This is a genomic window from Parashewanella hymeniacidonis (assembly GCF_016900895.1).
GTDB classification, from domain to species: domain Bacteria; phylum Pseudomonadota; class Gammaproteobacteria; order Enterobacterales; family Shewanellaceae; genus Parashewanella; species Parashewanella hymeniacidonis.
In genome coordinates this window covers 1-26,289 of record NZ_JAFEUN010000065.1, presented here as the reverse complement: position 1 = coordinate 26,289, position 26,289 = coordinate 1, and the positions used below count along the sequence as shown (strand labels likewise).

At 40.5% G+C, this 26,289-nt stretch carries 28 protein-coding genes, 1 tRNA gene and 1 pseudogene; 22 read left to right on the top strand and 8 right to left on the bottom strand.

From position 1 onward, the window contains the following. Together JQC92_RS13685 and JQC92_RS13680 are read right to left on the bottom strand one after the other, a co-directional pair. On the bottom strand, positions 1-416 hold a 416-nt coding region (locus tag JQC92_RS13685), incomplete at its 3' end, for a transposase (RefSeq protein ID WP_205000160.1). A gap of 177 nt (positions 417-593) precedes the next feature. Then, entirely contained in the window at positions 594-1,751 is a 1,158-nt protein-coding gene (locus tag JQC92_RS13680) for a flagellar assembly protein T N-terminal domain-containing protein (RefSeq protein WP_205000159.1), read from the bottom strand. Between the two features lie 177 nt (positions 1,752-1,928). Here JQC92_RS13680 and JQC92_RS13675 point away from each other — a divergent pair, with 177 nt between their 5' ends. After that, a complete protein-coding gene (locus tag JQC92_RS13675) occupies positions 1,929-2,564 on the top strand; it encodes a FlgO family outer membrane protein (protein ID WP_205000158.1) in 636 nt (211 codons plus the stop codon). Further along, the gene (locus tag JQC92_RS13670; RefSeq protein ID WP_205000157.1) at positions 2,564-3,016 is read left to right on the top strand and encodes an LPP20 family lipoprotein; all 453 of its coding nucleotides are present in this window, start codon (positions 2,564-2,566) and stop codon (positions 3,014-3,016) included. The genes JQC92_RS13675 and JQC92_RS13670 overlap by 1 nt, the downstream gene beginning before the upstream one ends. Positions 3,017-3,159: 143 nt before the next feature. Here JQC92_RS13670 and JQC92_RS13665 read toward each other — a convergent pair whose 3' ends face one another. The 3 genes from JQC92_RS13665 to flgA all read right to left on the bottom strand — a co-directional run bounded on the left by JQC92_RS13665 (position 3,160) and on the right by flgA (position 4,765). Then, positions 3,160-3,585, bottom strand: coding sequence for a flagella synthesis protein FlgN (locus JQC92_RS13665; RefSeq protein WP_205000156.1), 426 nt, complete (start codon positions 3,583-3,585; stop codon positions 3,160-3,162). A gap of 13 nt (positions 3,586-3,598) precedes the next feature. Beyond that, positions 3,599-3,949, bottom strand: a complete 351-nt coding sequence (gene flgM, locus JQC92_RS13660; RefSeq protein WP_205000155.1) for a flagellar biosynthesis anti-sigma factor FlgM — start codon at positions 3,947-3,949, stop codon at positions 3,599-3,601. A gap of 114 nt (positions 3,950-4,063) precedes the next feature. Beyond that, complete coding sequence (gene flgA / locus JQC92_RS13655; RefSeq protein WP_205000154.1) at positions 4,064-4,765, bottom strand: flagellar basal body P-ring formation chaperone FlgA; 702 nt, start codon at positions 4,763-4,765, stop codon at positions 4,064-4,066. Between the two features lie 325 nt (positions 4,766-5,090). Between flgA and JQC92_RS13650 the strand changes: the two genes are divergently transcribed. From JQC92_RS13650 to JQC92_RS13585, 14 genes are all read left to right on the top strand, one after another. Next, on the top strand, positions 5,091-6,011 hold the full coding sequence (locus JQC92_RS13650; RefSeq protein ID WP_205000153.1) for a chemotaxis protein CheV: 921 nt from the start codon (positions 5,091-5,093) through the stop codon (positions 6,009-6,011). Between the two features lie 123 nt (positions 6,012-6,134). Beyond that, positions 6,135-6,965, top strand: coding sequence for a CheR family methyltransferase (locus JQC92_RS13645; RefSeq protein WP_129946501.1), 831 nt, complete (start codon positions 6,135-6,137; stop codon positions 6,963-6,965). A 138-nt stretch (positions 6,966-7,103) separates the two neighbouring features. Further along, positions 7,104-7,502, top strand: a complete 399-nt coding sequence (gene flgB, locus JQC92_RS13640; RefSeq protein WP_129946500.1) for a flagellar basal body rod protein FlgB — start codon at positions 7,104-7,106, stop codon at positions 7,500-7,502. A 2-nt stretch (positions 7,503-7,504) separates the two neighbouring features. Next, positions 7,505-7,933, top strand: a complete 429-nt coding sequence (gene flgC, locus JQC92_RS13635; RefSeq protein ID WP_129946499.1) for a flagellar basal body rod protein FlgC — start codon at positions 7,505-7,507, stop codon at positions 7,931-7,933. A 9-nt stretch (positions 7,934-7,942) separates the two neighbouring features. Continuing rightward, the gene (gene flgD / locus JQC92_RS13630) at positions 7,943-8,638 is read left to right on the top strand and encodes a flagellar hook assembly protein FlgD (RefSeq protein WP_205000152.1); all 696 of its coding nucleotides are present in this window, start codon (positions 7,943-7,945) and stop codon (positions 8,636-8,638) included. 98 nt (positions 8,639-8,736) lie between these two features. Then, complete coding sequence (flgE, locus tag JQC92_RS13625) at positions 8,737-10,113, top strand: flagellar hook protein FlgE (protein WP_129946497.1); 1,377 nt, start codon at positions 8,737-8,739, stop codon at positions 10,111-10,113. A gap of 184 nt (positions 10,114-10,297) precedes the next feature. Beyond that, positions 10,298-11,041, top strand: a complete 744-nt coding sequence (gene flgF / locus JQC92_RS13620) for a flagellar basal-body rod protein FlgF (RefSeq protein ID WP_205000151.1) — start codon at positions 10,298-10,300, stop codon at positions 11,039-11,041. A gap of 11 nt (positions 11,042-11,052) precedes the next feature. Further along, a complete protein-coding gene (gene flgG / locus JQC92_RS13615) occupies positions 11,053-11,841 on the top strand; it encodes a flagellar basal-body rod protein FlgG (RefSeq protein ID WP_129946495.1) in 789 nt (262 codons plus the stop codon). A 13-nt stretch (positions 11,842-11,854) separates the two neighbouring features. Further along, positions 11,855-12,529, top strand: coding sequence for a flagellar basal body L-ring protein FlgH (gene flgH, locus JQC92_RS13610; RefSeq protein ID WP_420851319.1), 675 nt, complete (start codon positions 11,855-11,857; stop codon positions 12,527-12,529). A gap of 18 nt (positions 12,530-12,547) precedes the next feature. Next, entirely contained in the window at positions 12,548-13,639 is a 1,092-nt protein-coding gene (locus JQC92_RS13605) for a flagellar basal body P-ring protein FlgI (protein WP_205000149.1), read from the top strand. A 31-nt stretch (positions 13,640-13,670) separates the two neighbouring features. Further along, positions 13,671-14,633: a flagellar assembly peptidoglycan hydrolase FlgJ gene (gene flgJ / locus JQC92_RS13600; protein ID WP_205000148.1), complete on the top strand. Its 963-nt coding sequence runs from the start codon at positions 13,671-13,673 to the stop codon at positions 14,631-14,633. Positions 14,634-14,684: 51 nt separating this feature from the next. Next, the gene (gene flgK, locus JQC92_RS13595; protein ID WP_205000147.1) at positions 14,685-16,601 is read left to right on the top strand and encodes a flagellar hook-associated protein FlgK; all 1,917 of its coding nucleotides are present in this window, start codon (positions 14,685-14,687) and stop codon (positions 16,599-16,601) included. Between the two features lie 29 nt (positions 16,602-16,630). Continuing rightward, positions 16,631-17,815 (top strand): flagellar hook-associated protein FlgL, encoded by a 1,185-nt coding sequence (flgL, locus tag JQC92_RS13590; RefSeq protein WP_205000146.1) that lies wholly within the window; start codon positions 16,631-16,633, stop codon positions 17,813-17,815. A 267-nt stretch (positions 17,816-18,082) separates the two neighbouring features. Continuing rightward, a complete protein-coding gene (locus JQC92_RS13585; protein ID WP_205000145.1) occupies positions 18,083-19,282 on the top strand; it encodes a flagellin in 1,200 nt (399 codons plus the stop codon). Positions 19,283-19,635: 353 nt separating this feature from the next. Here JQC92_RS13585 and JQC92_RS13580 read toward each other — a convergent pair whose 3' ends face one another. Together JQC92_RS13580 and vapB are read right to left on the bottom strand one after the other, a co-directional pair. After that, positions 19,636-20,058 (bottom strand): type II toxin-antitoxin system VapC family toxin, encoded by a 423-nt coding sequence (locus tag JQC92_RS13580; RefSeq protein ID WP_239480565.1) that lies wholly within the window; start codon positions 20,056-20,058, stop codon positions 19,636-19,638. After that, positions 20,051-20,281: a type II toxin-antitoxin system VapB family antitoxin gene (gene vapB, locus JQC92_RS13575; RefSeq protein WP_205000144.1), complete on the bottom strand. Its 231-nt coding sequence runs from the start codon at positions 20,279-20,281 to the stop codon at positions 20,051-20,053. The genes JQC92_RS13580 and vapB overlap by 8 nt, the downstream gene beginning before the upstream one ends. A gap of 355 nt (positions 20,282-20,636) precedes the next feature. Here vapB and JQC92_RS13570 point away from each other — a divergent pair, with 355 nt between their 5' ends. The 5 genes from JQC92_RS13570 to JQC92_RS13550 all read left to right on the top strand — a co-directional run bounded on the left by JQC92_RS13570 (position 20,637) and on the right by JQC92_RS13550 (position 25,065). Next, a complete protein-coding gene (locus tag JQC92_RS13570; protein ID WP_205000161.1) occupies positions 20,637-21,842 on the top strand; it encodes a flagellin N-terminal helical domain-containing protein in 1,206 nt (401 codons plus the stop codon). A gap of 172 nt (positions 21,843-22,014) precedes the next feature. Next, positions 22,015-23,370 carry a phosphoglucosamine mutase gene (gene glmM, locus JQC92_RS13565; RefSeq protein ID WP_205000143.1) on the top strand — a complete coding sequence of 452 codons (1,356 nt, stop codon included), beginning with the start codon at positions 22,015-22,017 and terminating at the stop codon, positions 23,368-23,370. Between the two features lie 73 nt (positions 23,371-23,443). Beyond that, a complete protein-coding gene (gene rfbD, locus JQC92_RS13560; RefSeq protein ID WP_205000142.1) occupies positions 23,444-24,331 on the top strand; it encodes a dTDP-4-dehydrorhamnose reductase in 888 nt (295 codons plus the stop codon). Next, positions 24,328-24,864, top strand: coding sequence for a dTDP-4-dehydrorhamnose 3,5-epimerase (gene rfbC, locus JQC92_RS13555; RefSeq protein ID WP_205000141.1), 537 nt, complete (start codon positions 24,328-24,330; stop codon positions 24,862-24,864). Before rfbD ends, rfbC begins: the two co-directional genes overlap by 4 nt. Positions 24,865-24,989: 125 nt before the next feature. Next, positions 24,990-25,065 (top strand) — tRNA-Arg (locus tag JQC92_RS13550). 92 nt (positions 25,066-25,157) lie between these two features. Here JQC92_RS13550 and JQC92_RS13545 read toward each other — a convergent pair. Continuing rightward, positions 25,158-25,799, bottom strand: a complete 642-nt coding sequence (locus JQC92_RS13545; RefSeq protein ID WP_205000140.1) for a LexA family protein — start codon at positions 25,797-25,799, stop codon at positions 25,158-25,160. A 181-nt stretch (positions 25,800-25,980) separates the two neighbouring features. Here JQC92_RS13545 and JQC92_RS13540 point away from each other — a divergent pair. Continuing rightward, positions 25,981-26,163: pseudogene (locus JQC92_RS13540) on the top strand (hypothetical protein); the annotation flags it as partial. Between the last annotated feature and the right edge of the window lie 126 nt (positions 26,164-26,289).

Here is a 26,289-nt window from a genome sequence, read left to right as displayed (position 1 = left end):
ACGGTATCATCTTCGGCTCTGTCACCGTGTAACGCCACAGATAATGCAAAGATTTTTTCGCAACCTTTTTCACCGATGCGCTTTCGGAAAACACTGAGCTCACTGGCATCACAAGGTCGCTTGGTTTGGAACTCTGTTTCACCACAAAACACTTGAAAATACACGTTCATCAGCCATTGTTCGACCAGAGCTTCATCGCTTAATTTGTAGAGTTGCTTGAGTATCAACAAACCGCACATCAACCGAATCGGCTTCGCTTTACGGCCTAATTTTTTATATAACGGCTTGAAATTTTCTTCCAACGCTTGCCAATCAAAGGCATTAGCTAAAATGATTAAAGGATGAGTTTGCAGAAGTTGGTCTGTGATATTAAACAGACTGGCATGAGGTAAATTTGAAGGGCTTTCGGAGAGCATTTTTAGCACCAAAAACGACCAGAAACCGTAGGTTCACTATATCATTTCTGGTCGAAATTGAATGTATCAAAGAGCTATATTGTATTAGCGATCATAATTTTAGGTGTTTTTCATAGCCGACTATTTATTATTCAGTGGTAAATTATCAAAGGATTCGCAAATAGCCGAAACTCGACTTTATCTAGCAATTGCGATGTCACCAATTTGTATGCTTTCCATCCTTGAATGATCTAGCCACTCTACTAATGCGGTATCCTCAGTAATTTGTTTTACAATGACCTTTGCTTCACTGCTCTCTGCAATAAGCCTTATCGCCTGTAATCTATCGGGCAAGTCACGTTTAAGAATAATTTTTAAAGTGTCATTAACATTCAGGCCATTTTTACGTCCAATATTCAATAACAGTTTATTTTGCTTTTTGGCAATGATCTGCCCCATTAAAGAGCGATAGCTTACAAACCTTCCGAGATCCCTGGCTGCTTGTTGAAGCACTCGAGAGACTTTTTCGCCATATTCTGATGACCAAAATAAGTTTGTAGTTGTTGTAACAATTTGGTTTCTAGCAAATTCCCATTCCGCTTGAGTTGAATAAGATTTTTGCCAAACTTTCTCACCACTGATTGAGTGATATAAAGAGAGCTTTAGCTGGAACTGTCGATTGGTTGAAGAGAATAAGCCGAATGACGACGTTTGCTCGCTTGAAGCGTCTATGAGCTCAGGAATTATTACATACTGAGATTCAGTTTTAACACCCAACCACTGTGGTAACCTTTCATTATTGGTAGACAATTTTGACGGGGTAAAATCGAGCTTTTGATATGGATATGAAGCGGAATAAGCGGTTTTAGATTGTTCATCAATGAGTGTTGATAATTTTTTAGATATAGAGCTACCAAACTGATTTATTTGGCCGTATGCCAGTTGCTGGGGTGCTAATACTACAGTTTGTGGCACTAATATCTGTTTTTTATATAAGTTTCTAGGCTCTCTATTCTGTGTAAGTCCATCGATAAATACCCTAAGTCCGATAATGAGCTCATCATCATTTAAATCCTCATTTGCTAATTCAAAGTCAGTATTTTCTTTTGTTCTCTGATCTGCGACAGTAGAAGCGTTTACTAGCTTGCCATCAACGATTTCATATTGATTGGTAACGTGCACGCCATATTGGAAGTCTGCATTAAGGAGTGCGTCATCGATGGCATTTCGTCTTGCTTGTTCAATATCATCATTTTCGATATATGATTTTCCAATAACCTCGACCCAATTCGCTTGAGCCATGAACGGAAACAGTATTAAAACTGTGTTTAATAAAAGTGGAATAAACTTATTCATATATCGAAAATTCCATTAGTCAGTAATATGTCGTGAACACTCATCTTTAAAGTTAAGCATTATTTAGGCCAGTAATGTGTGCTTGTTGGCTGAATGCAGAAAAAAAATGAGTAAAGAAACAGAGAGGTTTGCCGATAATTAAAATATCAGTATTTTTTGGATGCCAGGTCGAGAGTCATGAAAAATTTGCTTATTTTAGCTTTGATTGCTTTAAGTTCAGCATGTGCTCATTACAAACATACACATGAACAACATCAGTTTGTTCCATCCGAACGCAGTATGCTCACAGAATCCAAGTCATCAGTTTTACGGTTAGCGGATGAACTAGCACATGAATTAACTGTGCAGAGTCTGTTGTTCGCTGAGGATGTTCCAGTTGTTGTGATGACTCCTGTAATGGCTAATGACTTCACCAGAACAGTAAATTTTTCTGCTGTTTTACAGCAAAGCCTTATGACGTCGTTAAAGATGAGAGGCTATCAAGTGACAGATGTTAATGCGACAGATGCTCTGAAAGTCACAGCAAATGGTGAATTTATGTTAGCTAGAGATTGGCAGTTATTGCCACACAACTTGTCCGTTGAGCATGCTGTAGTATCTACAGTCGAGTTAAACAAAAACGGCATCGTGCTAAATAGCAGAGTTATTAACTTGAATGACAACTCTGTCCTATCTGCTGCCGAAGCGTCTTTGCCTGTCTCTGAGTTTTCTCAATATGTGATGCCATCTGAAAAGGTGGTCGTGAGGGATGGTGTGGTATTTCGATATTCTAAAACCGGGCAAGAAAATGTTCGCCAGCTAGGAGTTAAATAATGAAACGACTATTTTTACTTTTATTGATCGTATTCGTTTCTGGTTGCTCGACAAACAGGGATAGGCATATTCAATGGGAAGCGGAAACACCAACAGATTTTCCAAAGCTGACAGCTGTAGGTTATGCTTCACTTGCTAAGCAACCAGGGAAAACTAAATCAGATAAGGTTCTTGCAGCATTACAAGCGTCAAAAGTTGATGCTTATAGAGAGCTGGCTGAACAAATCTACGGTCAAAAAATTGATGGTGTTACCAGTACTCACGAATGGAAGCTAAAGCATGATGAAGTAAGAGCATCCGTTTCTGGCGTTGTGAGGGGTGCTAAGGTCGTTAAAAGTTACTTGTCAGGTGACTTTTATGTCACAGAGTTGGAACTTGACTATAAACATGTCTGGGCACTTTACCAGCAGCGTCAAAAGAACTACAAAGTAAAACGAGTGGTGTATTTCTAACATCACTCGTCGCTCTCGAAAGGTTAATCATACTGAACCGTGCTTATTTTTTAAGTACGAGGGCGACTACTTCGTTGGACAATCAAATCAAACACTTCTATTCAAAAGATATGATGATTAAATCTTAATGAGGCTTTTTAGGTTTAAGCTTCGACATTATTCCCTAACGTCGAAATGGTAGATGTTTGACCTTTATCGTCATAAGTCATCGAAAAAGCATTTCTACTGGCTTGAAGCGCATGTGATAATCGGTTGATACTGGCAAGATTGTGTTCAATGAGTGTTGCATTCTTCTGATTGTTTTTTTTACAATCAACTAACAATGCCTTAGCCTTTTGCGCTTGGCTAAAAAGCTCTTCAGATTGTTTAATCAACTGAGCATTTTCAGGAAGACTCAATTGTGCATCATTAGATTGAAGCAGAGTTAAACACTCTGATTTTTTTTCAGCAAGGGTGAGCAAGGCATCTGTGTCTTGTTCAGAAAGAGCTGCACTTTCATTTTTAATGATTTCACTCAAATGATTGAGTAAATTAAGTTGATGCTCAAGAAGTTGGGCTTGTTGTTCCATTTTTATATAATGACTACTCAGAAACCGAATCTTGCTTATCTTTATACAGGTCATTCAATTCAGATTCAAAGCTAGAAATGTTTTTAGCTAGCTTTTGAGGATCAATTGAATAGCGGCCCTCTGAAATCGCTTGTTTAATTTCAGAGACTTTTTTCTGGTCGACATCAGACATCAAAGATAACTTAGTCTGCATTTTTTGAAGTTGTTGAGCTTGCGCCGTTATAACAACAGAGTCACTTTTCTGCGCTTTACTCGCTTCAGGTTTTGAAGTGGTTTGCTCAGAAACAGCGGGCTGATTAGCAGCCTTTCTTGTTTGCATGCGTGCCGATAAATTGCTGTTTAGCTTATTTGTATCGATAGCCATTTTTGTGCCCTAGCAATAAAAAGATCAAATAGTCTATATGGTATATCGACAGATAAAAATATAGCTTTAGCAAAAAAGCCAATTTAATTTTATAAAGATACCATTGAGTACATTCTACATCTTGACTTGAACTTCGCCAATCCCAATTACTTGAGCTTTAATGGTTTTGTTTGAGTGATTGTTTAAAATTTCAATGGTGTCGTGCAAATTCCCATCAGTTTTTGCTGTTCCAGTAGTTCGAATGGAAAAACTTTTCGTACTTGCAAAAATTTTTACTGTATCACCTTTGCAAACAAAACATATATTTTGTGAAAATATTGGATGATTTTTAGCAATTCTCTTCTTGGTCTTAGTGCCTATAATGGTTTTTAAAGAATCGAAATGCGTTCCTCGAATTGAATTTTCATCGAGATATTTCAAGGTCACTTTAGACGCATCGATTAACTCATTTGAAGCCAAAGTCTTAGTTGGAACAGCAACTTGATATTGAGTTTTAACCACGACCGAAAGGTATACTTGCCAAGGGTAGGCGTTATTCGTTTTACAACTCAATTTTACGGTGTTATTTCTTTTTAGCTTTGGTGTTACTAGCGAGGCTGAAATAGGAGAAATGCATTGTGGTCTTTTAAATCGCTCATTAATATTTTGAGGTGTGATTGTGATTTTTGCATTTTTTGCGGGCACAATTTTATCTTTTACAGCACCCTGAGCAGCATTAGAAATATCTTGTAGCGTTGGAACGTAAGGGTTTACCTTGCTGTAAGTAGAAGGCGCAGTAACCATCATGGCAATAAATAAAAAAAAACTAACTTTCATTTTTTTAATACTCTGTCGATATATAAAAATATGCCTATACTTTGTGCGTGTAAGTAAATGTTTATTTACTCTACGCCATAATTAGTATGGTTATAGTTTAACAATATACTGTAAAGTTATTGGAGTTTATTCCGTTAAATATTTACAATTGTGTTGCATATCTATTTTTTACGTTAAAAAAATAAGATGGGCTAACTAATAAAGATGCAACGGAACTGACTCATCTTAATGGCAAAAGGTATAATTGCGAAGACACTTAGATTTTGTTCTTGTTTTAAAGGCTTATGCCAAAAAACATGGACTGTTGTTAAGGATAGGCAGAGCTATGTCAAGTATTCTCGAGTCGGTAAACAAACGAACTCAACTTGTTGGTCAAAACCGTTTAGAGCTATTGCTATTCAAGTTTGATGATTCTCAAAGGTTCGGTATCAATGTATTTAAAGTCAAGGAAGTGCTTCAATGCCCACCCTTAACATCTCTTCCTAAACTCAATTCATTTGTTCGCGGGATTGCTCATATTCGTGGTAATACGATTTCAGTTATTGATTTAAGTGCTGCCACTGGTGGAAAACCAATCGAGAACATCGATAAGAGCTTTATCATCATCTCAGAATACAACCGAAGTGTTCAGGGATTTCTCGTATCCTCAGTTGAGCGTATTGTTAATATGAATTGGGAAGGTATTATGCCTCCTCCCACTGGTGCAGGTAAGAATTCATACTTAACGGCTGTGGCTGAATTAGACGGTGAGCTTGTAGAGATCTTAGATGTAGAAAAAATTCTAGACGAAATCTCACCTGTGAAAACCGAGATAAGTAAAGAGATTGATGAGCAGCTAACAATAGATAGAGAGCAACAATATAACGTATTAGTTATTGATGATTCATCGGTGGCTCGTAAACAAATTGTAAGAGCGCTGTCCTCTCTTAATCTAAATATTGAAACCGCAAAAGATGGTCGTGAAGCGTTAGACATGCTTAAACATAAAGCTGAAAGTAGCGAAGACTTATCAAGTGATATTCCTCTGATCATTTCAGACATTGAAATGCCTGAAATGGATGGTTATACATTAACGGCTGAAATCCGAGGAAACCCAAAGCTGAAAAACATAAAAGTTGTTTTGCATACTTCGTTAAGTGGAGTATTTAATCAGGCAATGGTGCAAAAGGTTGGAGCTGATGACTTTATTGCGAAATTTAATCCAGATGAATTAGCTTCAGCAGTGAATAAACAATTAAGCTTGTAACATAAATTATAATAGTGTTATTACACTATTGAATTCGTTATTGAATTGATTCATAAGCTAAGGTATAAAACAGCGCCTTAGGCAAACTTGAATGCCAATTGTATTAAAACTTAGGATGGTACGGTGCCAAATAGCACATTTGCAGATGATGAATACCAAAAGTTTCGCCGCTTTTTAGAAAAGCAGAGCGGAATCGTATTAGGTGACAACAAACAGTATCTTGTACGTAGTAGACTTGCGCCATTGATGGGGAAATATGATTTGCCGAGTATTTCTCATGTTATAAAGCGTTCAATGGAGCCTACGGAACGTCAACTGAGGCTTGATGCAATTGATGCGATGACAACCAATGAAACCTTGTGGTTTCGTGACCGTTATCCATTTGAGTTACTTGTTAAACAAGTGCTTCCAGAAATGGATGCAAAAAAAGCGCCTATCAAAGTTTGGTCTGCGGCTTGTTCTTCAGGGCAAGAACCTTATTCTATTGGAATGAGTATCCTCGAATACCAACAGCAAAAAGCGAACAGTTTTGGTCGTGGTATTACTGTTACTGCAACAGATTTATCTTCAACGATGCTAGAACGCTGCGCTCAAGCGGAATACGATAGCCTGGCATTGGCGAGAGGATTGTCTGAAGAACGAAAGCGTCAATTCTTTGATGACTTACCGTCAGGCAATATGAAAGTTAAGCCTAAAGTACGCTCTTTGGTGAACTTCAGAAGCCATAACTTGCTAGAAAGTTACAGCATATTGGGCAAGTTTGATGTGATATTTTGTCGAAATGTTTTGATTTACTTTTCTGCAGAGGCAAAGGCTAATATCTTACGGCAATTCGCTGCCGCCCTTAATCCAAATGGAATCTTATTTCTTGGGGCTTCTGAGTCTATTACTGGGTTGACGGACGAATTTGACATGATTCGTTGTAATCCCGGTATTTTTTATCGTAAAAAATAATCTATTCGGTTATATAGCGGGTTTATCCCGCTCTTCTTTTATTCACACCTGCACTATTTTCATTCAAATTCCATCTCGATAAATTTATTGGCATAGCTATTGCATTTACAAAACAAAGTCCATTGTAAAGGCAATTTTATGGCGATTGGTTTCGATAAAGCATTAGGTGTTCATCAGCATACGTTAGGCGTAAGAGCAAAGCGTGCGGAAGTATTGTCCAGCAATATCGCAAATGCAGACACACCTCATTACAAAGCAAAAGACGTTGATTTTGAACAAGCGATGCGAAGTGCTGTGTCAAAACAACGTGGCGTCAGTTTAGGCGGCACTCACCAGCAACACTTTTCAATTCAAAGTGTGGTGCAAGCCGAAACAGGCTATCGAATTCCTAACCAGCCAGACACAGGTGATGGTAATACAGTGGATATGCAAACAGAACAAGCTTCCTTCATGGAAAACGCTTTGGAATATCAAATGTCACTGGGCTTTTTAGAAAGCAAATTCAATGGCATGAAGAAAGCGATCAGAGGTGAATAATTATGAGCTTATTTAATATTTTCGATGTTGCAGGTTCTGGTATGTCTGCACAATCAGTTCGCCTGAATACGACCGCAAGTAACATTGCCAACGCTGATGCGGTATCCAGTAGCATTGATGAAACATACCGTGCTCGTCATCCTGTTTTTGCAGCAGAAATGGATAAGGCTTCTGCTTCTCAAATGCAGGGAAATCAATCGTCAATGAAAGTCGCAGTAAAGGGCATTGTTGAAAGCGACAAGCCATTGATTAAAGAATTCTCACCAGATCACCCAATGGCTGACGGCGACGGTTTTATATATAAGCCCAACGTTAATGTGATGGAAGAGATGGCTGACATGATTTCCGCATCTCGCACATATCAAATGAACACCCAAGTTGCTGATACTGCGAAAAGTATGCTTCAGCAAACCTTGAGAATGGGTAAGTAGGAGTAGGTTATGAATGACATTAACTCTACAGGTAATCCTTTTTTAGACAGTTTAAGACTGCCTGAGCAATCGAAAACGCCCGAGCCGAATAACAATCAGTCTCTCACACAAGATGACTTTTTTTCATTGTTGTCTCAGCAGTTGGCATATCAAGATCCGTTTAAACCTGTTGATAATGATCAGATGATTGCGCAAATGGCGTCATTTTCTACTGTTGATGGGATTGGCAACTTAAATAAAGAAATCTTGAATCTGAATCAGACAATGAGTTCGAGCCAAGCACTTCAAGCTTCTAGCTTGGTTGGACGTAAAGTTTTGATCCCAACAAGTTCAGGTAATGTTTCAGCAACAAACCCTGAGCTTAGAGGTGTAGCCAGCACAACATCACCGGTTGAAACGATTAATGTCCGAGTGGAAGACAGTAAAGGCCAGTTGATTACTACCTTTGAAGCCGACGGCAGTGACGGTGGCAATATCGAACTTAAGTGGGATGGTAAAGATAAAAACGGTAACCCTGTTGCAGAAGGTGAATATACCTTAAAAGCCAGCGGGATTGTTGACGGTGAAACACAAGATTTGCCAGTTTCAACCTATGCACACGTAAGTAGCGTTTCATTGGGTACAGCTCAAACTGGGGCTATCCTTAATTTGGCAGGTGGAAGTGCCGTTAAATTGAGTGATGTGCTAGCCGTTTCAGAAACTTAGAAAGAATACGCAAGAAAAGGCGGTTATACCGACTTTTCATATTTGGAATAAGAATTTGGCGAGGATTCGCCAGTTAATGATGCAGAACAGGGGGACTTATGTCGTTCAACATCGCCTTAAGTGGCATTGAAGCCGCACAAAAGGACTTAAACACTACCGCCAATAATATTGCAAATGCAAATACCATTGGTTTCAAAGAATCACGTGCTGAGTTCGCTGATGTTTATGCAAATTCAATCTTCTCGAACGGTAAAACAACCGTGGGTGGCGGGGTGACAACCACTCAAGTTGCTCAGCAATTCCATCAAGGAAGTTTGCAGTTTACGAATAATGCACTTGATATGGCGATCAGCGGAGGTGGCTACTTTGTAACATCTTCAGATCAAAACTCTCAAGATTTAACGTTTACACGTGCAGGTGCATTTAAAGTTGATTCTGAAGGGTTTATGGTTGACTCTGCAGGTAATTTTTTAAGAACTTTCCCTGTAGATAAGAACGGTAACTCTACATCCGTCAGTTTAACGACAACTGAGCCAGTAAGAATTCCTGATACAGCAGGACGCCCTGAGCAAACGACTAAAATTGATTTGCAAATGAACTTGAATGTTGCTGAAGACCCTAAAGATCCAGCAGCATTTGACCCTGAAGACCCTGAAACGTTTAATAATTCTACATCTATTACATTTTATGACTCCTTGGGTGAGCCGCATGTAATGACCACATATTTTGTTAAGCCTGAGAACGCTTCTCACAATGATGGAAACAACTGGGTAGCCTTCTATGCGGTTGATGGCGAGCCAGTTGATGTTGCTGGGCCTCAAGCACAGTACTCTGTTGATGCAGACGATGGTGCGGGCGGTGAACCAGATGGAGTAGTTGATGGAAATCGTGATGCTTTAGCTGGCGACTGGAAAGGGGCTGTCATTACATTTGATAATGTAGGTGGTTACACTGGAAGTACGCCTGCAACAATCAATACTGAAGCATTAGGTGTAACAGGCGCTAATGTACTTGGTCTCGGCGCTGATGGTACACAAGCCTTGAACATCGAGTTTGACAACCCAACACAGTTTGCAGCACCGTTTGAAGTCACTAAGTTAAGCCAAGATGGTTCGACTGTCGGACGTTTGACGAATGTTGAAATTGGTGCTGATGGTCTGATTAATGCGAGTTACAGTAATGGTTCGACTATCCCATTATCACGTGTTGCTTTGGCGAGATTCCAAAATGAGCAGGGATTAACTCAGGTTGGCAATACCTCTTGGCGCTCAAGTTTGGATTCAGGTCCTGCACTAGCAGGTGAAGCGAACAGTGGTACGCTAGGTAGTATTCGTTCTTCGGCACTTGAACAATCGAACGTTGATTTGACGACTGAGCTTGTTGATTTGATTTCTGCACAGCGTAACTTCCAAGCTAACTCGAGAACGCTGGAAGTGAACAGTACTCTGCAACAAACGATTTTACAGATTCAATAAGTTACAACGTTCATTTGTTATATTAAAGCCATTGCCTCTGCGGCAATGGCTTTCCTCTTTATCACAAAGCATTTCGTTTTTTTTCTTTACAGGCTAATAAATAGCCGATAAACACTCGATTCTAATCAATTGGCACGTTCGATGCTTTATTCATCATAAGTATTAAGTTTTGACGGATTGAGTGATGGATAAGCTGCTTTATATTGCCGCCAGTGGTGCTAAACAAAATATGGCTGAATTGGCTGTTCGTGCCAATAACTTAGCCAATGCAAATACCGATGGTTTTAAAGCCGATATGGCGCAAGCTCGCTCGATGCAAGCCTTCGGTGATGGTTTACCTACGCGTGTGTTTGCGATGACTGAGCAACCGAGCGCCAATTTTCAATCCGGTGCAATCAAAACAACAGGTCGAGATCTTGACGTTGCCATTAAAGGTGATGGTTGGTTAGCAGTGCAAAGTGCAGAAGGTGAAGAAGCTTACACCCGCTCGGGGAGCTTGAGTTTTGACACTACTGGCTTATTACAAAATGACCGTGGTAACCCAATTATCGGGCAAGACGGTCCAATAGTGTTACCGCTTCCCATCGAGAAAGTAGAAATAAGCCAAGATGGAACCATTACCGTTAGGCCTCAAGGTGCACCAGCTGAAGCGTTAGAGCAAGTTGGACGCATCAAGCTAGTTAATCCTGAAACGGCAGAGCTGATGCGAGGTCAAGATGGGTTATTCAGACATTCATCGGGTCAGCCTCAGCCGATTGATTTAGACGTAGCACTGGAAAGTGGCGCAATCGAAAGCAGTAATGTGAGTGCCGTTGAGGAAATGGTTGCATTAATCGATATTCAGCGTCAGTTCGAGATGCAAGTGAAAATGATGAAAACGGCAGAAGATAACGATCGTGCTTCTGCTCAAATGATGAGAATGAGCTAGGGGAGTATGTCATGCATCCGGCATTATGGATAAGCAAAACCGGGCTTGACGCCCAACAAACAGATATTGCGGTTATTTCAAATAACGTCGCCAATGCCAGTACGGTTGGGTATAAAAAAAGCCGAGCTGTTTTTGAAGATTTACTTTATCAAACAGTGAATCAGGCGGGTGGTATCAGTGCAAACAACACCAAGTTGCCTAATGGTTTGAACATTGGTGCAGGTACCAAAGTGGTTGCCACGCAAAAGCAGTTTACCCAAGGAAACATGCTGACCACAGATAATTCGCTAGATTTAATGGTTGAAGGACCAGGCTTTTTTGAAGTTCAAATGCCTGATGGCAGCACTTCTTACACGCGAAATGGACAATTCAGCTTGGATGACCAGGGTCAAATTGTAACGTCAGGTGCGGGTTATGTTATTCAGCCAGCGATTACGATCCCAGAAGATGCAACGAGCATAACCGTGTCAGCAGAAGGTGAAGTATCTGTCAAAACTAATGGTGCGGCAGAAAACCAAGTGCTGGGTCAGTTCAGTATGTCGGATTTTATTAATCCATCAGGTCTAGAGCCAATGGGGCAAAACTTGTACTTAGAGACAGGGGCAAGCGGAGCACCGATTCAAGGTACTGCAGCATTAGACGGTATGGGAGCCATTCGCCAAGGTGCGCTTGAAACGTCAAACGTGAACGTTACTGAAGAATTAGTGAATCTGATTGAAAGTCAGCGTATTTACGAGATGAACTCGAAAGTGATTTCGGCCGTTGACCAAATGCTGTCTTACGTTAACCAAAATCTATAATGGGCGGCTGATGATGCGTAGTTTATTTTTTGTTAGCGTGGTCTTGGTACTTTCAGCTTGTAACTCTACCAGTCACAAGCCTATTCCCGATGATCCATTTTATGCACCAGTTTACCCAGATACTCCTCCCACAAGAGTAGAGCCAACGGGGTCGATTTACATGGATGCGGAAGCAGCGAGTTTATATTCTGATATACGTGCACATAAAGTGGGCGACATCATCACTATTAACCTTTCTGAGGCTACGCAAGCACGAAAAAGTGCCACGAACGAAATTACAAAATCGAATGCGAATTCAATAGATCCAATTTTCGGTGGTGGTGCCAATATCACCCTCAAAGGAAAACCACTCGATTTTCGATATAAAGATTCATTTGACACCAGTCGCGAATCAGATGCCAATCAAAGCAACAGTCTTTCAGGCAGTATTTCTGCCAATGTAATGAAAGTACTTTCTAATGGGCACCTAGTCGTACGTGGCGAGAAATGGATATCCATCAACAATGGTGAAGAGTTCATTCGAGTTACTGGACTAGTACGAAGTGAAGACATTCGCCCTGATAACACGATTGACTCTACTCGAATTGCAAATGCGCGTATTCAATACAGTGGAACAGGCACCTTTGCCGAAGCACAAAAAGTCGGCTGGCTGAATAAGTTTTTCTTAAGCGATTGGTGGCCTTTCTAGGTTATGGAGATCAAGGTTATGAAAATAAAAGTAATACTAATTTTACTCTTGATGCTGTTAACCACAGAGGTTTTTGCTCAGAGAATTAAAGATATCTCAGATATTCAGGGTGTTCGTCACAATCAACTCATTGGTTACGGATTAGTTGTCGGTTTGCCTGGAACAGGTGAAAAAACTCGCTATACCGAGCAGACGTTTAAAACCATGTTGAAAAATTTCGGCATTAATTTACCGGACAGCTTTAGACCGAAAATAAAAAATATTGCCGTTGTAGCCGTTCATGCTGATATGCCACCGTTTATTAAAGCTGGCCAGAACCTTGATGTCACAGTGTCGAGCATTGGTGAAGCCAAGAGTTTACGTGGTGGAACTCTACTCCAAACTTTCCTAAAAGGGGTAAACGGAAAAGTGTACGCCATTGCACAAGGCAGTCTTGTCGTCAGTGGTTTTAGTGCTGAAGGACTTGATGGTTCTAAAGTCATACAAAATACGCCAACTGTTGGCCGTATTCCTAATGGCGCCATTGTCGAACGAGAAGTTAAGTCGCCTTTTGCAAATGGTGATTACTTAACATTCAACTTACACCGCCCAGATTTCTCGTCGGCAAAGCGTATGGCTGACACCATTAATGAATTATTAGGACCAGACGTTGCAATGCCATTGGATGCGACGTCTGTAAGAGTCAGTGCTCCTCGTGATGCTTCTCAACGTGTTTCATTTTTAGCGGTTATTGAAAACTTAAATGTTGATTTAGCTGCTGAATCCGCAAAAGTGATTGTTAACTCACGCACTGGCACCATTGTCGTTGGCCAGCAAGTACGATTAAGGCCCGCAGCGATTACTCACGGTGGCTTGACCGTTACGATTGCTGAGCAAACACAAGTTTCACAACCAAATGCGTTTGGTCAAGGTGAAACCGCCGTAACGACCAACTCTAATATTGATGTCTCTGAAGACTACAAACGCATGTTCTTATTCAATCCTGGAACGACATTGGATGAATTAGTCCGAGCAGTGAATTTGGTTGGCGCAGCACCATCAGACGTACTTGCGATACTTGAAGCATTAAAGTTGGCAGGCGCATTGCAAGGTGAATTGATAGTTATCTAATTATTGGCATTGGAGTTTCGACGGTCTGTTTATGGAAAAGCTAGCAAACGCATCAAACTTTCTTGAATTGGGTGGTTTAGATCAATTGAGATCTCAAGCTCAAAAAGACGAGAAAGGTGCACTAAAAGAAGTTGCAAAGCAATTTGAAGGTATTTTCGTTCAAATGCTGATGAAGAGTATGCGTGATGCTAATGAGGTTTTTAAATCAGACAGCCCGTTTAACACACAATACACCGCTTTTTATGAGCAAATGCGTGACCAGCAGCTTTCTATCGACCTTTCTGACAAAGGTACGCTTGGTATTGCGGACTTGATGGTTAAACAACTGTCACCTGAAACAAGCAAGATAAAACCAGCCTCGACATTGCGCAATGATGGGCAGTTACCTGTAGGTGATGACTTGCTTACTCAGAAAGCATTGCCAAGTCATATAAAAATTAATGCTGTTCAAAATTCGGTCGATAAGAATTTAATCACGATTAGTGATGTAGTAAGCGGCAAGATTACGCCGACAGAGGCAAAACAAGGTTTTGCCGATAAAGCTGATTTTATAAACCAACTTTATCCTTATGCGCAAAAAGCAGCGGATAAATTAGGAACACAACCAGAAGTGTTGATTGCGCAATCTGCTTTGGAAACTGGTTGGGGACAAAAAGTAGTTCGCCAACCTAATGGTGAAACCAGTAACAATCTTTTCAATATAAAAGCAACAAATGCCTGGGAAGGAAACAAAGCTAAAGTCAGTACTTTAGAGTTCGAGCAAGGTATCGCAGTGAAGCAACAAGCTGATTTTAGAGTTTACGATGATATCAAGCAGAGCTTTGATGACTTCGTTAACTTCCTCTCAAGCGGTAAGCGCTATCAAGACGCATTAAAAGCAGCAAAAGAACCTGAGCAATTTATCAATGGCTTACAAAAAGCTGGTTATGCAACGGACCCTAATTACACACAAAAAGTGATGTCGGTATTGAAGTCCGTCGTGGCAGGGAAGTAGTGGCATGTATGTTTTTAAAGAATTTAATTTAAGCAGTAAAAGGTACAGCTAATGTCTAATGATTTATTGAATATCGGTCGTAATGGATTATTGACGTCACAATCTCAATTAGCTGTGACCAGTAATAATATTGCCAACGCAAATACCACAGGTTATCACCGTCAGGTTGCCACTCAGTCAACATTAGGCGCACGCCAAGTTGGTGGTGAGTATTATGGCTCTGGCAGCTATGTTTCCGATGTAAAACGTATTTATAACGAGTTTGCGTCACGTGAACTGAGAATTGGTCAATCAAGCTTAAGTGAAGCGGAAACTTCTTTTAGTAAGCTCTCTCAATTAGATCAGTTATTTTCAGAAATCGGCAAATCAGTACCCAATAGCCTTAACGATATGTTCGCACAAATGAATGGCTTAGTTGATTTGCCCGATGATATCGGCTCCCGTACTACAGTTTTAAGCTCAGCCACTCAAATGGCACAAAGCATCAATCAAATGCAAAATCATTTGGATGCTCAAGTTAAAAATACCAATGGCGAAATAGCTGGCTCAGTAGAACAGTTAAATGAACTGAGTAGTGAACTTGCAAAAGTTAACCTTGAGCTCAGAGAGAATGGCGGTGAAAACAGTCAACTACTCGATCGTCAAGAAAGCATCATTCAAGAAATGAGTAAATTTGGCAACATCAGTGTGATTCCGCTCGATGGGGGGGCCAAAAGTATTATGCTCGGCGGCAATACCATGTTGGTAACGGGTGAGTCAGCAACACCACTCGAAGTTAAAACAGGCGATCCATTCCCGAATAGCACTCAAATTGTTGCTAAAGTCGGCGATAAAGAAGTACCGCTTAATGGTAGTCGTGTTGGTGGCAGTTTAGGTGCGTTGTTTGAGTATCGCGATGACAGTTTATTCAACGCTCAACAAGAACTCAGCCAATTTGCATTGGGTGTTGCGGATGCTTTCAATAAAACGCAAGCAGAGGGCGTCGATCTCAACGGTAATTTAGGTAACCCCATTTTTACGGACATTAATGATCCGTCAATCAGTTTTGGACGTGTAGGCGCAAACCCGAATAATACGGGTACGGCAAACTTATCAGTAAATATTGACGATGTTTCTTCTCTGTCAGGCAATGAATACAACCTTACTTACGATGGAACAGACTATAAGTTAGTTGATAGTGAAACAGGGAATGAGCAAACGTTAACGCTAACGGGTAATACTCTTTCTGGCGCTGATGGTTTTAGTGTTGAAATTGATGACCCTACTAATCTAGCCTCGGGTGATAGTTTTACCATTCGCCCTAATGGCAGCGCTGCGTCAGGTATCGCCGTTACCATGACGGATCCAAAAGAAATTGCTGCGGGTAGTCCGGATAGTTTTGTAACGGCAGCAGATGGTAATTCTGGTAATACCAACGTGAAAATTACGGGTCTTGACCGAAATGCGACTGGCTTTGAATCTCCCATTACGGTCAACCTTGATACCACCGTATCTCCAGCGACTTATTCTATTTTAGACGAAGGCGGTAATTCACTTGCAACAGGTAATGTGGCAGGAACACCATCGACAATTTCTGCTTTAGGTGTAGACATTGAAATCGATTCAACAGTCTCTGAAACAGCCTCATTTACGCTAGATTTCACGCCAAAACCGGGTGACAACTCCAATGCGGTGAAATTAGCAGAACTCAGTGAACAGAAGCTGATGAATGATGGTAAATCAACTTTAATCGATGTTTACCAAGATGCAAAACAAGATATTGGCTCGCAAGCTAAAGGGTCTGAAATTCGTTTAGTCAGTGCAGATGCTGTTTATCAACAAGCATACAGCCGAGTGCAAAGTGATTCAGGTGTAAACCTTGATGAAGAAGCATCTAACCTGCTTCGATTTCAACAATCTTATCAAGCTTCAGCGAGAGTGATGACTACGGCTCAGCAAGTGTTCGATACTCTATTTAACGCCATTTAATTTTAACGCAAAATTTAAGGATTGATGTGATGCGTATTTCAACTTCACAAATGTTCAATAGTAATACCAGCAGTATTTTGCGTCATCAAGCTGATACGCAAAAGTCTTTGGAGCAAATTTCCTCTGGAAAGCGTGTCAATACTGCGGCGGATGATCCTATTGCGTCGAAAACTATTGATAACTTCAATCAGCAGAATAACTTGATAGAACAATTTTTAAAGAACATTGACTATGCAGAAGGTCGTTTGGCCAATGCTGAGTCATCGCTAGGTGAAGCGGAATCGTTATCTCGAAATATTAAAGACAATATGCTGAAGATGAATAACGGTACTCGTAGCCAAGATGATCTTGATGCAATAGCTAAAGATCTGCGTAGCGATCTCGATGCGCTAATGTCTATTGCTAATTCAAAAGATGAATCCGGCAATTTTGTTTTTGCGGGATTCAATAATGCGTCTGAACCTTTCAGTTTTACGAATACTGATCCAAGACAAATTCAATATGCTGGTGATGGCAACATTAAGCAAAGCATGGTTGCTGAAGGCGTACTTCTGCAAACCAATATTCCAGGTAGCGAAGCTTTCATGAATGGCGCTAATGCATTAGGTGATTACAGCGTCAATTATCAGGCAGGGCAGACTGGCGAGTTTCAGGTAACAGCGGCAAATATTGACGCCAGTGCGGCAAGTCCGGCAGCAAGTTACTCTTTAAAATTTCAAGATGACGGTGCTGGTGGATTAGAAGTATTAGTAAACGGTACTACTCCAATAACTTTTGAAAACCCTCTCGATATTGGTGATGTCACACTGGAATTTGAAGGAACGCCTGCAATAGGCGATGAAATCAGCCTTTCACAACAATCTTCAATCAGTATCTTCGACACTGTAGAGCAAGCAATATCACTTGCTGAGAGTGGCGAAATGCAAAATCCAAATGGCCAGGCAGAAATGGCACAGTTATTGGATAACATAAACCAAGGTATCGACCAGATCAGTACAGCTCGGAGTGTTGCTGGCGTTAATCTCAAAAGTCTTGAGACTTATAACAGCCAACATGAAGACGCTAAGTTAGTGAATACCTCTGCGCAAGCAAAGTTAGAAGATCTGGACATGGCGGAAGCAATTACTGAACTTCAAAAAAGTCAGGTAGCGCTTCAAGCAACGTCAAGCCTATTTAGCAGAGTAAGCTCAGCGAGTTTGTTTGATTACTTGTAATCAATAACGCTGATGTGAAATGCAGTAAAAGTGATTATTACTTAGCTCACTTTACTTTGCTTGAAGATGATTCACTAACAACAAATTGTGGGGCTCTGAGACTTTCAGTAAGCCCTAAAAAGTATAAGTCGTGCCTCAATGAGGTACCCAGCAACAACACAATAATGTTGCGGGCATTTGGCTACAAAATGCGACCAAATAAATTTAAAACAAAACAATAATCTTCGCCGGGCAGTTGGCTTTGGCTTGATTTTAAGGGGAATAGCTATGATCAGTGTCAATACTAACGTCACTTCTATGAAAGCCCAAGGAAACTTAGGCAAAGCCAACATGGGTACACAGGATTCAATGCAACGTCTTGCATCGGGTCTTCGTATTAACTCAGCAAAAGATGATGCAGCGGGTCTGCAAATCTCTAACCGCTTTACCAGCCAAATAAACGGCCTAGACGTAGCAACACGTAATGCTAATGATGGTATTTCGATTGCACAAACGGCTGAAGGTGCAATGCAAGAGTCAACTAACATCTTGCAACGTATGCGTGATTTATCTTTACAATCAGCGAATGGTTCAAACTCTGCTGAAGATCGCGCTGCCTCTCAAAAAGAAATGGCAGCACTGCAAACTGAATTAACACGTATTTCTGAAACTACTTCTTTTGGTGGTCAGAAGTTGCTTGATGGCACATACGGAACTCAATCTTTCCAAGTAGGTGCTGAAGCAAATGAAACGATTTCAGTTACTCTAGAAGATGTTGCTGCAGATGCACTAGCAAAAGGTGCATCAGTTACTGCAGGTGCAATTGATGCTACTGCAATTGGAGAACTAACTGCTGGTGGTGATGCTGGTGTATTAGCATTCGATTTCACTCCAAATGCCTCAGCGACACCTCCAGGTACAAAAGTAGATTTAGATGTAAATATTGGTGATGCTGTTGATACTGGAGGTGTTGCTGCTGCCATCAATAAAGCATTCAGTGATGAGGGCATCAATATTGTTGCTAATGTAAGCGAAGACGGCACTCAAATCACTTTTGATGGAGCGGTAGACGATGATAGTACAATTACTTTTGATGCACCCAACAGTAAACAAGGTGATGGAACTACAGCATTAACTGGTACAGTTACAGCACCAACGATTACCGATGGTGCCGCAAGTGTTAATTCTATAAATATTTCTACTGCTGGTGGCGCTCAATCGGCAATTGCAACGATTGATGCCGCTATTGCACAAATTGATGGTTCTCGTGCAGATTTAGGTGCGGTACAAAATAGAATGAGCCATACCATTAATAACTTAGGTAATATTTCAAATAACGTAGCGGATGCTAGAAGCCGTGTTCAAGATGTCGATTTTGCCAAAGAAACTGCGTCTCTAACAAAAACACAAATTTTATCGCAAACTTCTTCTGCGATGTTGGCACAGGCGAACCAATTACCACAAGTAGCATTGTCGCTGCTGGGTTAATATTAGTGTCGTCACTCCCATGAAAATGGGAGTCTAGTGCCTTTTTTAGGCTCGAAGAAAGTCACTGGATACCCGATAACAGCATTCGGGTATGATGGGGTGAAATCGTCACTTCGATGAAAATGGGAGTTTAGCGGCTTTTTTAGATTCGAAGAAAGCCATTGGATACCCGATAAAAGCATTCGGGTATGACGGGGTGAAATCGTCACTCCCATGAAAATGGGAGTCTAGCGCCTTTTTCAGATTCGAAGAAAGTCACTGGATGCCCGATAACCACATTCGGGTATGACGGTTTCGCACGCTCGTGCACTCGAGAGAACAGCTGTTTAAGCTTTGTGATGCTTAGATAAAAACTAACTACACCAATCCTCAACTGTTAATCCTTCTACTCGATTAAATTCTCTTAAATTATTGGTGATTAAGATACAACCTGTTGCGATAGCATGGCCTGCAATTGCAGTATCGTTAGCACCAATTGGTGTGCCTAGTTGAATGAGTTGGTGCTTAATTTTAACGGTTGCATCAACAGCTGCTGTATCCCATGGGTAAATAGCATCGATACATTTAATAAATTCATTCACCCATATCTTATGTTTCGGTTTCGCCTTTTTACCCAATAAACCATATTGCATTTCAGCGTAAGTTATTGCCGAGATTACAATTTGATGATCTTGCTCAACGACTTGCTGCAAACGTTGTAGAACCTGAATCGGATTCTCTCTCATAATGAATGAGCAAATACAGGTATCTAGCATGTATGTTTTATGTTCAATCAAAATCAAAGCGTCCTTCTTCAGCAATAACGTCTTCTCGTTCAACTAAAAAGTCATCTATAGGTTCAATAGATGCAAGACTCAACCAGTTAGCTTTGACAGGGCGTAGAGTAACTGTGTTACCTACTTTTTCTATCTCTAATTCTGATATGTCATCAAATTGCATTTCTTTAGGTAATCTTATCGCTTGATTACTACCATTTTTAAAAATTGCTACTGTTTTCATGATTACCTCGACATATGTTATAGCATATGATTAGTTTAATATTTGCACACTTAATGTCAAATTTATAATCTTTTACAGTCGTCACTCCTATGGAAATGGTAATCTAGCGCTTTTTTTAGAACCGAAGAAAGTCATTGGATGCCCGATAACGGCATTCGGGCATGACAGTGGTTTATGTATTCTCATTGGTATTACGTACAATCGCTAGACCAATTTCCTCACATGTCAAAAAAAAAGTTAAAAATTAACTAAAGTTAATGTTTGATGCGCCGTTAACAGTATTGTAACCGACAACAACAATCTGGCTGAAGCGCGCTACATGCCTTGAATGGTCAGAATAAATAAATAGGATGATATTATGATTAGTGTAAATACTAACGTCACTTCTATGAAGGCCCAAGGAAATCTAGGTAAAGCGAACATGGGCGTTCAGGATTCAATGCAGCGTTTGGCTTCTGGTTTGAGAATCAATTCAGCAAAAGATGATGCGGCAGGTCTGCAAATCTCTAACCGTTTCACCAGTCAAATTAATGGTCTAGATGTAGCAACACGTAATGCAAATGACGGTATTTCGATTGCCCAAACCGCTGAAGGTGCAATGCAAGAGTCAACGAATATCTTACAGCGTATGCGTGACTTGTCTTTGCAAGCATCTAACGGTTCAAACTCAGCGGAAGATCGTGCTGCATCACAAAAAGAAATTGGCGCTCTGCAAACTGAATTAACTCGTATTTCAGAAACCACCTCTTTTGGTGGCCAAAAGCTACTTGATGGTTCTTATGGTACTCAGTCTTTCCAAGTAGGTGCAGAAGCGAATGAAACGATTTCTGTTACCTTAAGTGATGTAGGTGCTGATGCTTTAGCGCAAGGTCGTTCAGTAGCTGCTGGTGGACTTGATGCTGCAACAACAAGTGCTTTAACGAACGGCGCTGGAAATGATGGTACAGTCGCTTTTGCTGCAACAGATGTTAATGGTGCTAGTACAACATTTACTGCAAATATTGGCGATGCAACTGATGCAGGTGGGGTTGTAGATGCAATTAACTCTGCAATGTCTGAAGCCGGTGTTAATGTTAATGCTGAAGTTATTACTGCTGCTGATGGCACAAAAAGCATTGGCTTTGCAGGTACTGTAGATAATGCTGGTACAGCAACACCTGCTATGGCAATTACTTCAACGGCTGCTACTGGTGCGGGAGCAACTGCAGTAGGTACTTCTACCGATATTAGTTTTAATGGCGAAAATTCTGCAAGTGTAAACTCTATTGATATTTCATCAGCAGGCGGTGCTCAATCAGCCATTGCTACTATCGATGCCGCTATCGCTCAAATCGATGGCCAACGTGCTGACTTAGGTGCAACGCAAAACCGTTTGAGCCATACCATTAATAACTTAGGTAATATTTCAAATAACGTATCTGATGCACGTAGCCGTGTTCAAGATGTAGACTTTGCTAAAGAAACTGCAAACATGACTAAGCAGCAAATTCTGTCGCAAACGTCTTCTGCAATGCTTGCGCAAGCGAATGGTTTACCACAAGTAGCATTGTCTCTACTTTAAAAGATAAAAAAGTCACTGGACACCAGCCTTCGCTGGTGTGACGGTGAATTCAAGGCCAGTCATTCGACTGGTCTTTTTGTTTTATTTCACAGTTTTATCCTCAATATGCAAAGCGCCACGCAGCTGTGGTATAGTTTCAAGAATTTTTTAAGTGATTTTTGAAGGAATCAGGATGTCTCGAAAATATTTTGGTACAGACGGTGTACGTGGAAAAGTTGGAACTTTCCCAATTACGCCTTCTTTTGCAATGAAACTTGGTTGGGCGGCAGGTACTGTGCTGGCATCAACGGGTACCAAAGAAGTGTTAATTGGTAAGGATACGCGGATAAGTGGCTACATGCTCGAGTCAGCGATGGAAGCTGGATTTTCAGCAGCTGGTGTTAACGTTGCTTTGGTTGGTCCAATGCCAACGCCTGCGGTTGCGTATTTATCGTCGACGTTTAGAGCCGATGCGGGTGTGGTTATAAGTGCTTCCCATAATCCATTTTATGATAATGGCATTAAGTTCTTTTCAAACGACGGTACTAAATTAACCGATGCTCAAGAGCTAGAAATTGAGCGTTTGCTCGATAAAGCTTTAAATGAAAATGCGATGGATTGTGCTGAGTCTGCGACGCTAGGTAAAGCACGCCGTATTGATGATGCTGCAGGTCGTTATATTGAATTTTGTAAAGGCACATTCCCTAAGCACTTGTCGCTGCATGACTTAAAAATTGTGGTTGATAGCGCAAATGGGGCTGCTTATCACATTGCGCCAAATGTCTATTCTGAGTTGGGTGCTCAAATTATTAGTATTAATGATAAGCCTGATGGTTTAAATATTAATGAAAACTGTGGTGCGACCCAATTAGATAGCCTTCAGGCTGCGGTGCTTGAACATAAAGCTGATCTAGGTATCGCTCTAGATGGTGACGCTGACCGTGTGATGTTTGTAGATGGAAAGGGCGAAGTTGTTGACGGGGATGAGATTTTATTCATTCTTGCGCAAGAAGCTAAAGCAACTGAAGAGCTTGAAGGCGGTGTTGTCGGTACGTTAATGTCTAACTTAGGTTTAGAGCTAGCATTAAAAGAGCTGGATATCCCATTTAAGCGTGCCAAAGTGGGTGACCGCTATGTGGTTGAACAACTTAAAGCGACAGGTTGGAACTTAGGCGGTGAAGGCTCGGGTCATATTTTAAGCCTTAACCATGCTTCAACGGGTGATGGAATTGTTGCTTCACTGCAAGTTTTGAAAGCACTGTTAGAATCAGGCGTTTCACTAGCAGAACTTAAGTCTGATATGACTAAGCTACCTCAGTTGTTGATTAACGTTAAGTTACGTGCCGATAATGCGGATGAAATTATTGCATCTGAAGGTGTTCAAGCTGCGGTAAAAGATGCAGAAGGCGTGTTAGCGGAAAATGGTCGTGTATTGTTGCGTAAATCAGGTACAGAACCACTGATTCGTGTAATGGTTGAGTCAACGGATTTAGATATGACCAAAGCTCAAGCAGAATACATTGCAGAAGCCGTTCGCAAAGCGGGTTAACATTACTTGCTCATTCTTCTAAATAGAGCCTAGGCAATCTGCTTAGGCTTTATTGTTTTCAGAGGCAATATTATTGAAGACACTCACCAAACCTAAAGTGATGATCGCAGGAGCCGATGGTCAGCTTGGTGTTTCGCTTACTCAGTACTTTCAAGGTGAGTTTGATGTTGTTGCTTTCAGCAAGATACATTTAAATATCAGTTGCTCAGAGTCAATTAAGCAAGCGTTAAAATTCCACAAACCTGATTACGTCGTTAACTGTGCTGCATATACTTGGGTTGATGGCGCTGAAGAGCAGCAAGAGGCCTGTTACAAAGTTAATGAAGTTGGCGCTTATCGTTTAGCGAAAGCCTGCAAAGAATATGATGCACTCTTAATTCATTTGTCTACTGATTATGTTTTTGACGGCCAAAAAGAAGCCCCTTATATAGAGTCTGATAAGCCCAAGCCATTAAACGTTTATGGAAAATCAAAGCTTTCGGGGGAACAGGCTGTAGCTCGATTTTGTGATCGATATATTATTGTACGTACGGCTTCTTTGTTTTCTTTAGAGGGGAATAATTTTTGCCGTAGTATCTTAAAAATGGCACAAAATAATAAACGAATCGCTGTCGTTGATGATCAATTTTCAGGTCCAACGTTTGTTGATGATTTAGCTAAAAGTATCAAGAAAATCATAGTCGATATCGAGCAGAAAAACACGCAGTTTACCGGATGGGGGATTTACCATTATTGTGGTGAACCTCGTGTCAGTTGGTATGACTTTGCGTTAGAGGTATTACAGTCTCAAGGCTATGATGCAGCGAAATTGAATTGTTCTCCGATTAAGCTTAATAAGCTGAACTCAAAGGCGAGCCGTCCAATAACGACAATGTTAAATAACCAAAAAATAAAGTCAGTATTCGATGTGAAACCAAGTGATTGGAAAGCAGCAATATACCAAAATAAGTTTAAAATATGAAAGTAATAACAACTGATATTCCAGACGTTAGAATTATTGAACCAAATGTATTTGAAGATCAGAGAGGTTGGTTTCTTGAAAGCTGGCATGAATCTAAGTTTGCTGAAAACGTACTGAAGGTTCAGTTTAAACAAGATAACGTTTCGAGTTCATCAAAAGGTGTACTTAGAGGTCTGCATTTTCAAACCGAGCAACCTCAAGGCAAGCTTATACAAGTACTTGTTGGTGAAATTTATGACGTTGCCGTAGATATACGTAGAAACTCGCCTACCTATGGTCAATGGGTTGGCGTATTGCTTTCAGAAAGCAATAAGAGGCAAATGTGGATCCCAGAAGGCTTTGCTCATGGTTTTTACGTCCTGTCTGAACAAGCAATTTGCACTTATAAATGTACCGATTTATACCATCCAAAATCAGAAGTATGCATTCGCTGGAATGACCCTAAATTAAGCATTAATTGGCCATTACTAGGTGAGCCGATCATTTCATCAAAAGATGCGCAAGGAATCGATTTTAAAGCGTTACGTATTTAGGCTGTTTTAATTATTGTTAAACTTTATTTTCTCGTGCTACGATTAATTTAGAATTTAATGCAATATTAACGTAAAGAAATACAATTACTTTTAATATGAGTAAATCTGGGTATAATTCTCAACACCTCCCTATAGCTCAACCGGATAGAGCAGCCGCCTCCTAAGCGGCCGATCGGGGTTCGAGTCCCTGTGGGGAGACCAAATGGTCTTTTTATTCCTATTATTTCAATTGGTTAATTTTTTATTTTTTTCCGGTTCCGCCTCTGTTCCACCATAGGAACAAAATTACAAGCTTAATACTCAATCACTGACTGTTTCACTAACCCCACTAACTTACAATTATTATCAAGTGTGATCATTGGATATTGCGGATTAAATGACTTCAAATATCGGTTCTGGCCTTCAATGATGAGTTGTTTAAAGATGGCCTGCTCTGCACCGGGTAAAACGGCGATCACCAAGTCACTAGACTTAAATAAGCTTTCAGCTTGAGGCTGAACAATGATAATCGCACCTTCAGGTATATTTCGACTTCCAGAGCCTTCCATTCCATCACCATGAACACGAAGTACAAAACCTTGTTCATCTGTTAAGTCTGCTGTTATTCGCCAGTATTCGCCTAGTTGACTAGAATCTATGCTTTGATAATAATCACGCCAACTCATCGCTTGTTTCCAGCTGATCTCTGGAATGCGTCTTACTTGATTTTTTAAGTCTTTCTTTTGGACAAATGGCTCACCAACCCCCGTCGACAACCACGTGGCATCGACACCAAGTTCATCACACAGTGGCAATAAGAATGAAGAGTTTTGAGTTTGCCCTCTACAGACACGACTTATCGCCTGCTGCTTAACTCCTAGTCGATGAGCAAGTTCAGTTTGAGTTGTGCCAGTGGATTTGAGCACATATTCCATACGTTCAGAAAGTTTGTTCATAACAGAATCTTATAAATAAGCACGATATCGAACAATGATAGGCTTGCCTTAAAACAATATAAAGCGTAGAAATTAGTAATACACATTAATGTGTATTACATTAAAAACACTTTAAACAGCCAAGGTTAAGCTGAATATCACCCGTATTTCAGTCTAACATGCCAATTGAAAGAGGTTTACCATGCGTGATTATGGAAAAATATACTCTCGATATTGGCGTAATGTAGATATTTTACACACATCTGATGCAGATAAGCTACTTGGAACGTATTTACTCACCTCTTCCCATACAAATTTAATTGGCTGTAGCCACCTTCCCATCGGTTATGTCACTGCTGATCTTGGTTGGGATGAACAAAAGGTTATACTCGATGCTGCAGTTTTTCTTAATTGACAATCATGCAGCATAATCCATATCCTGAAATTTTTTTACATGAAATTTTAACGAATTGGTTTCTTCCTGATGACCTAAATCTCTGCCTGCCATGTG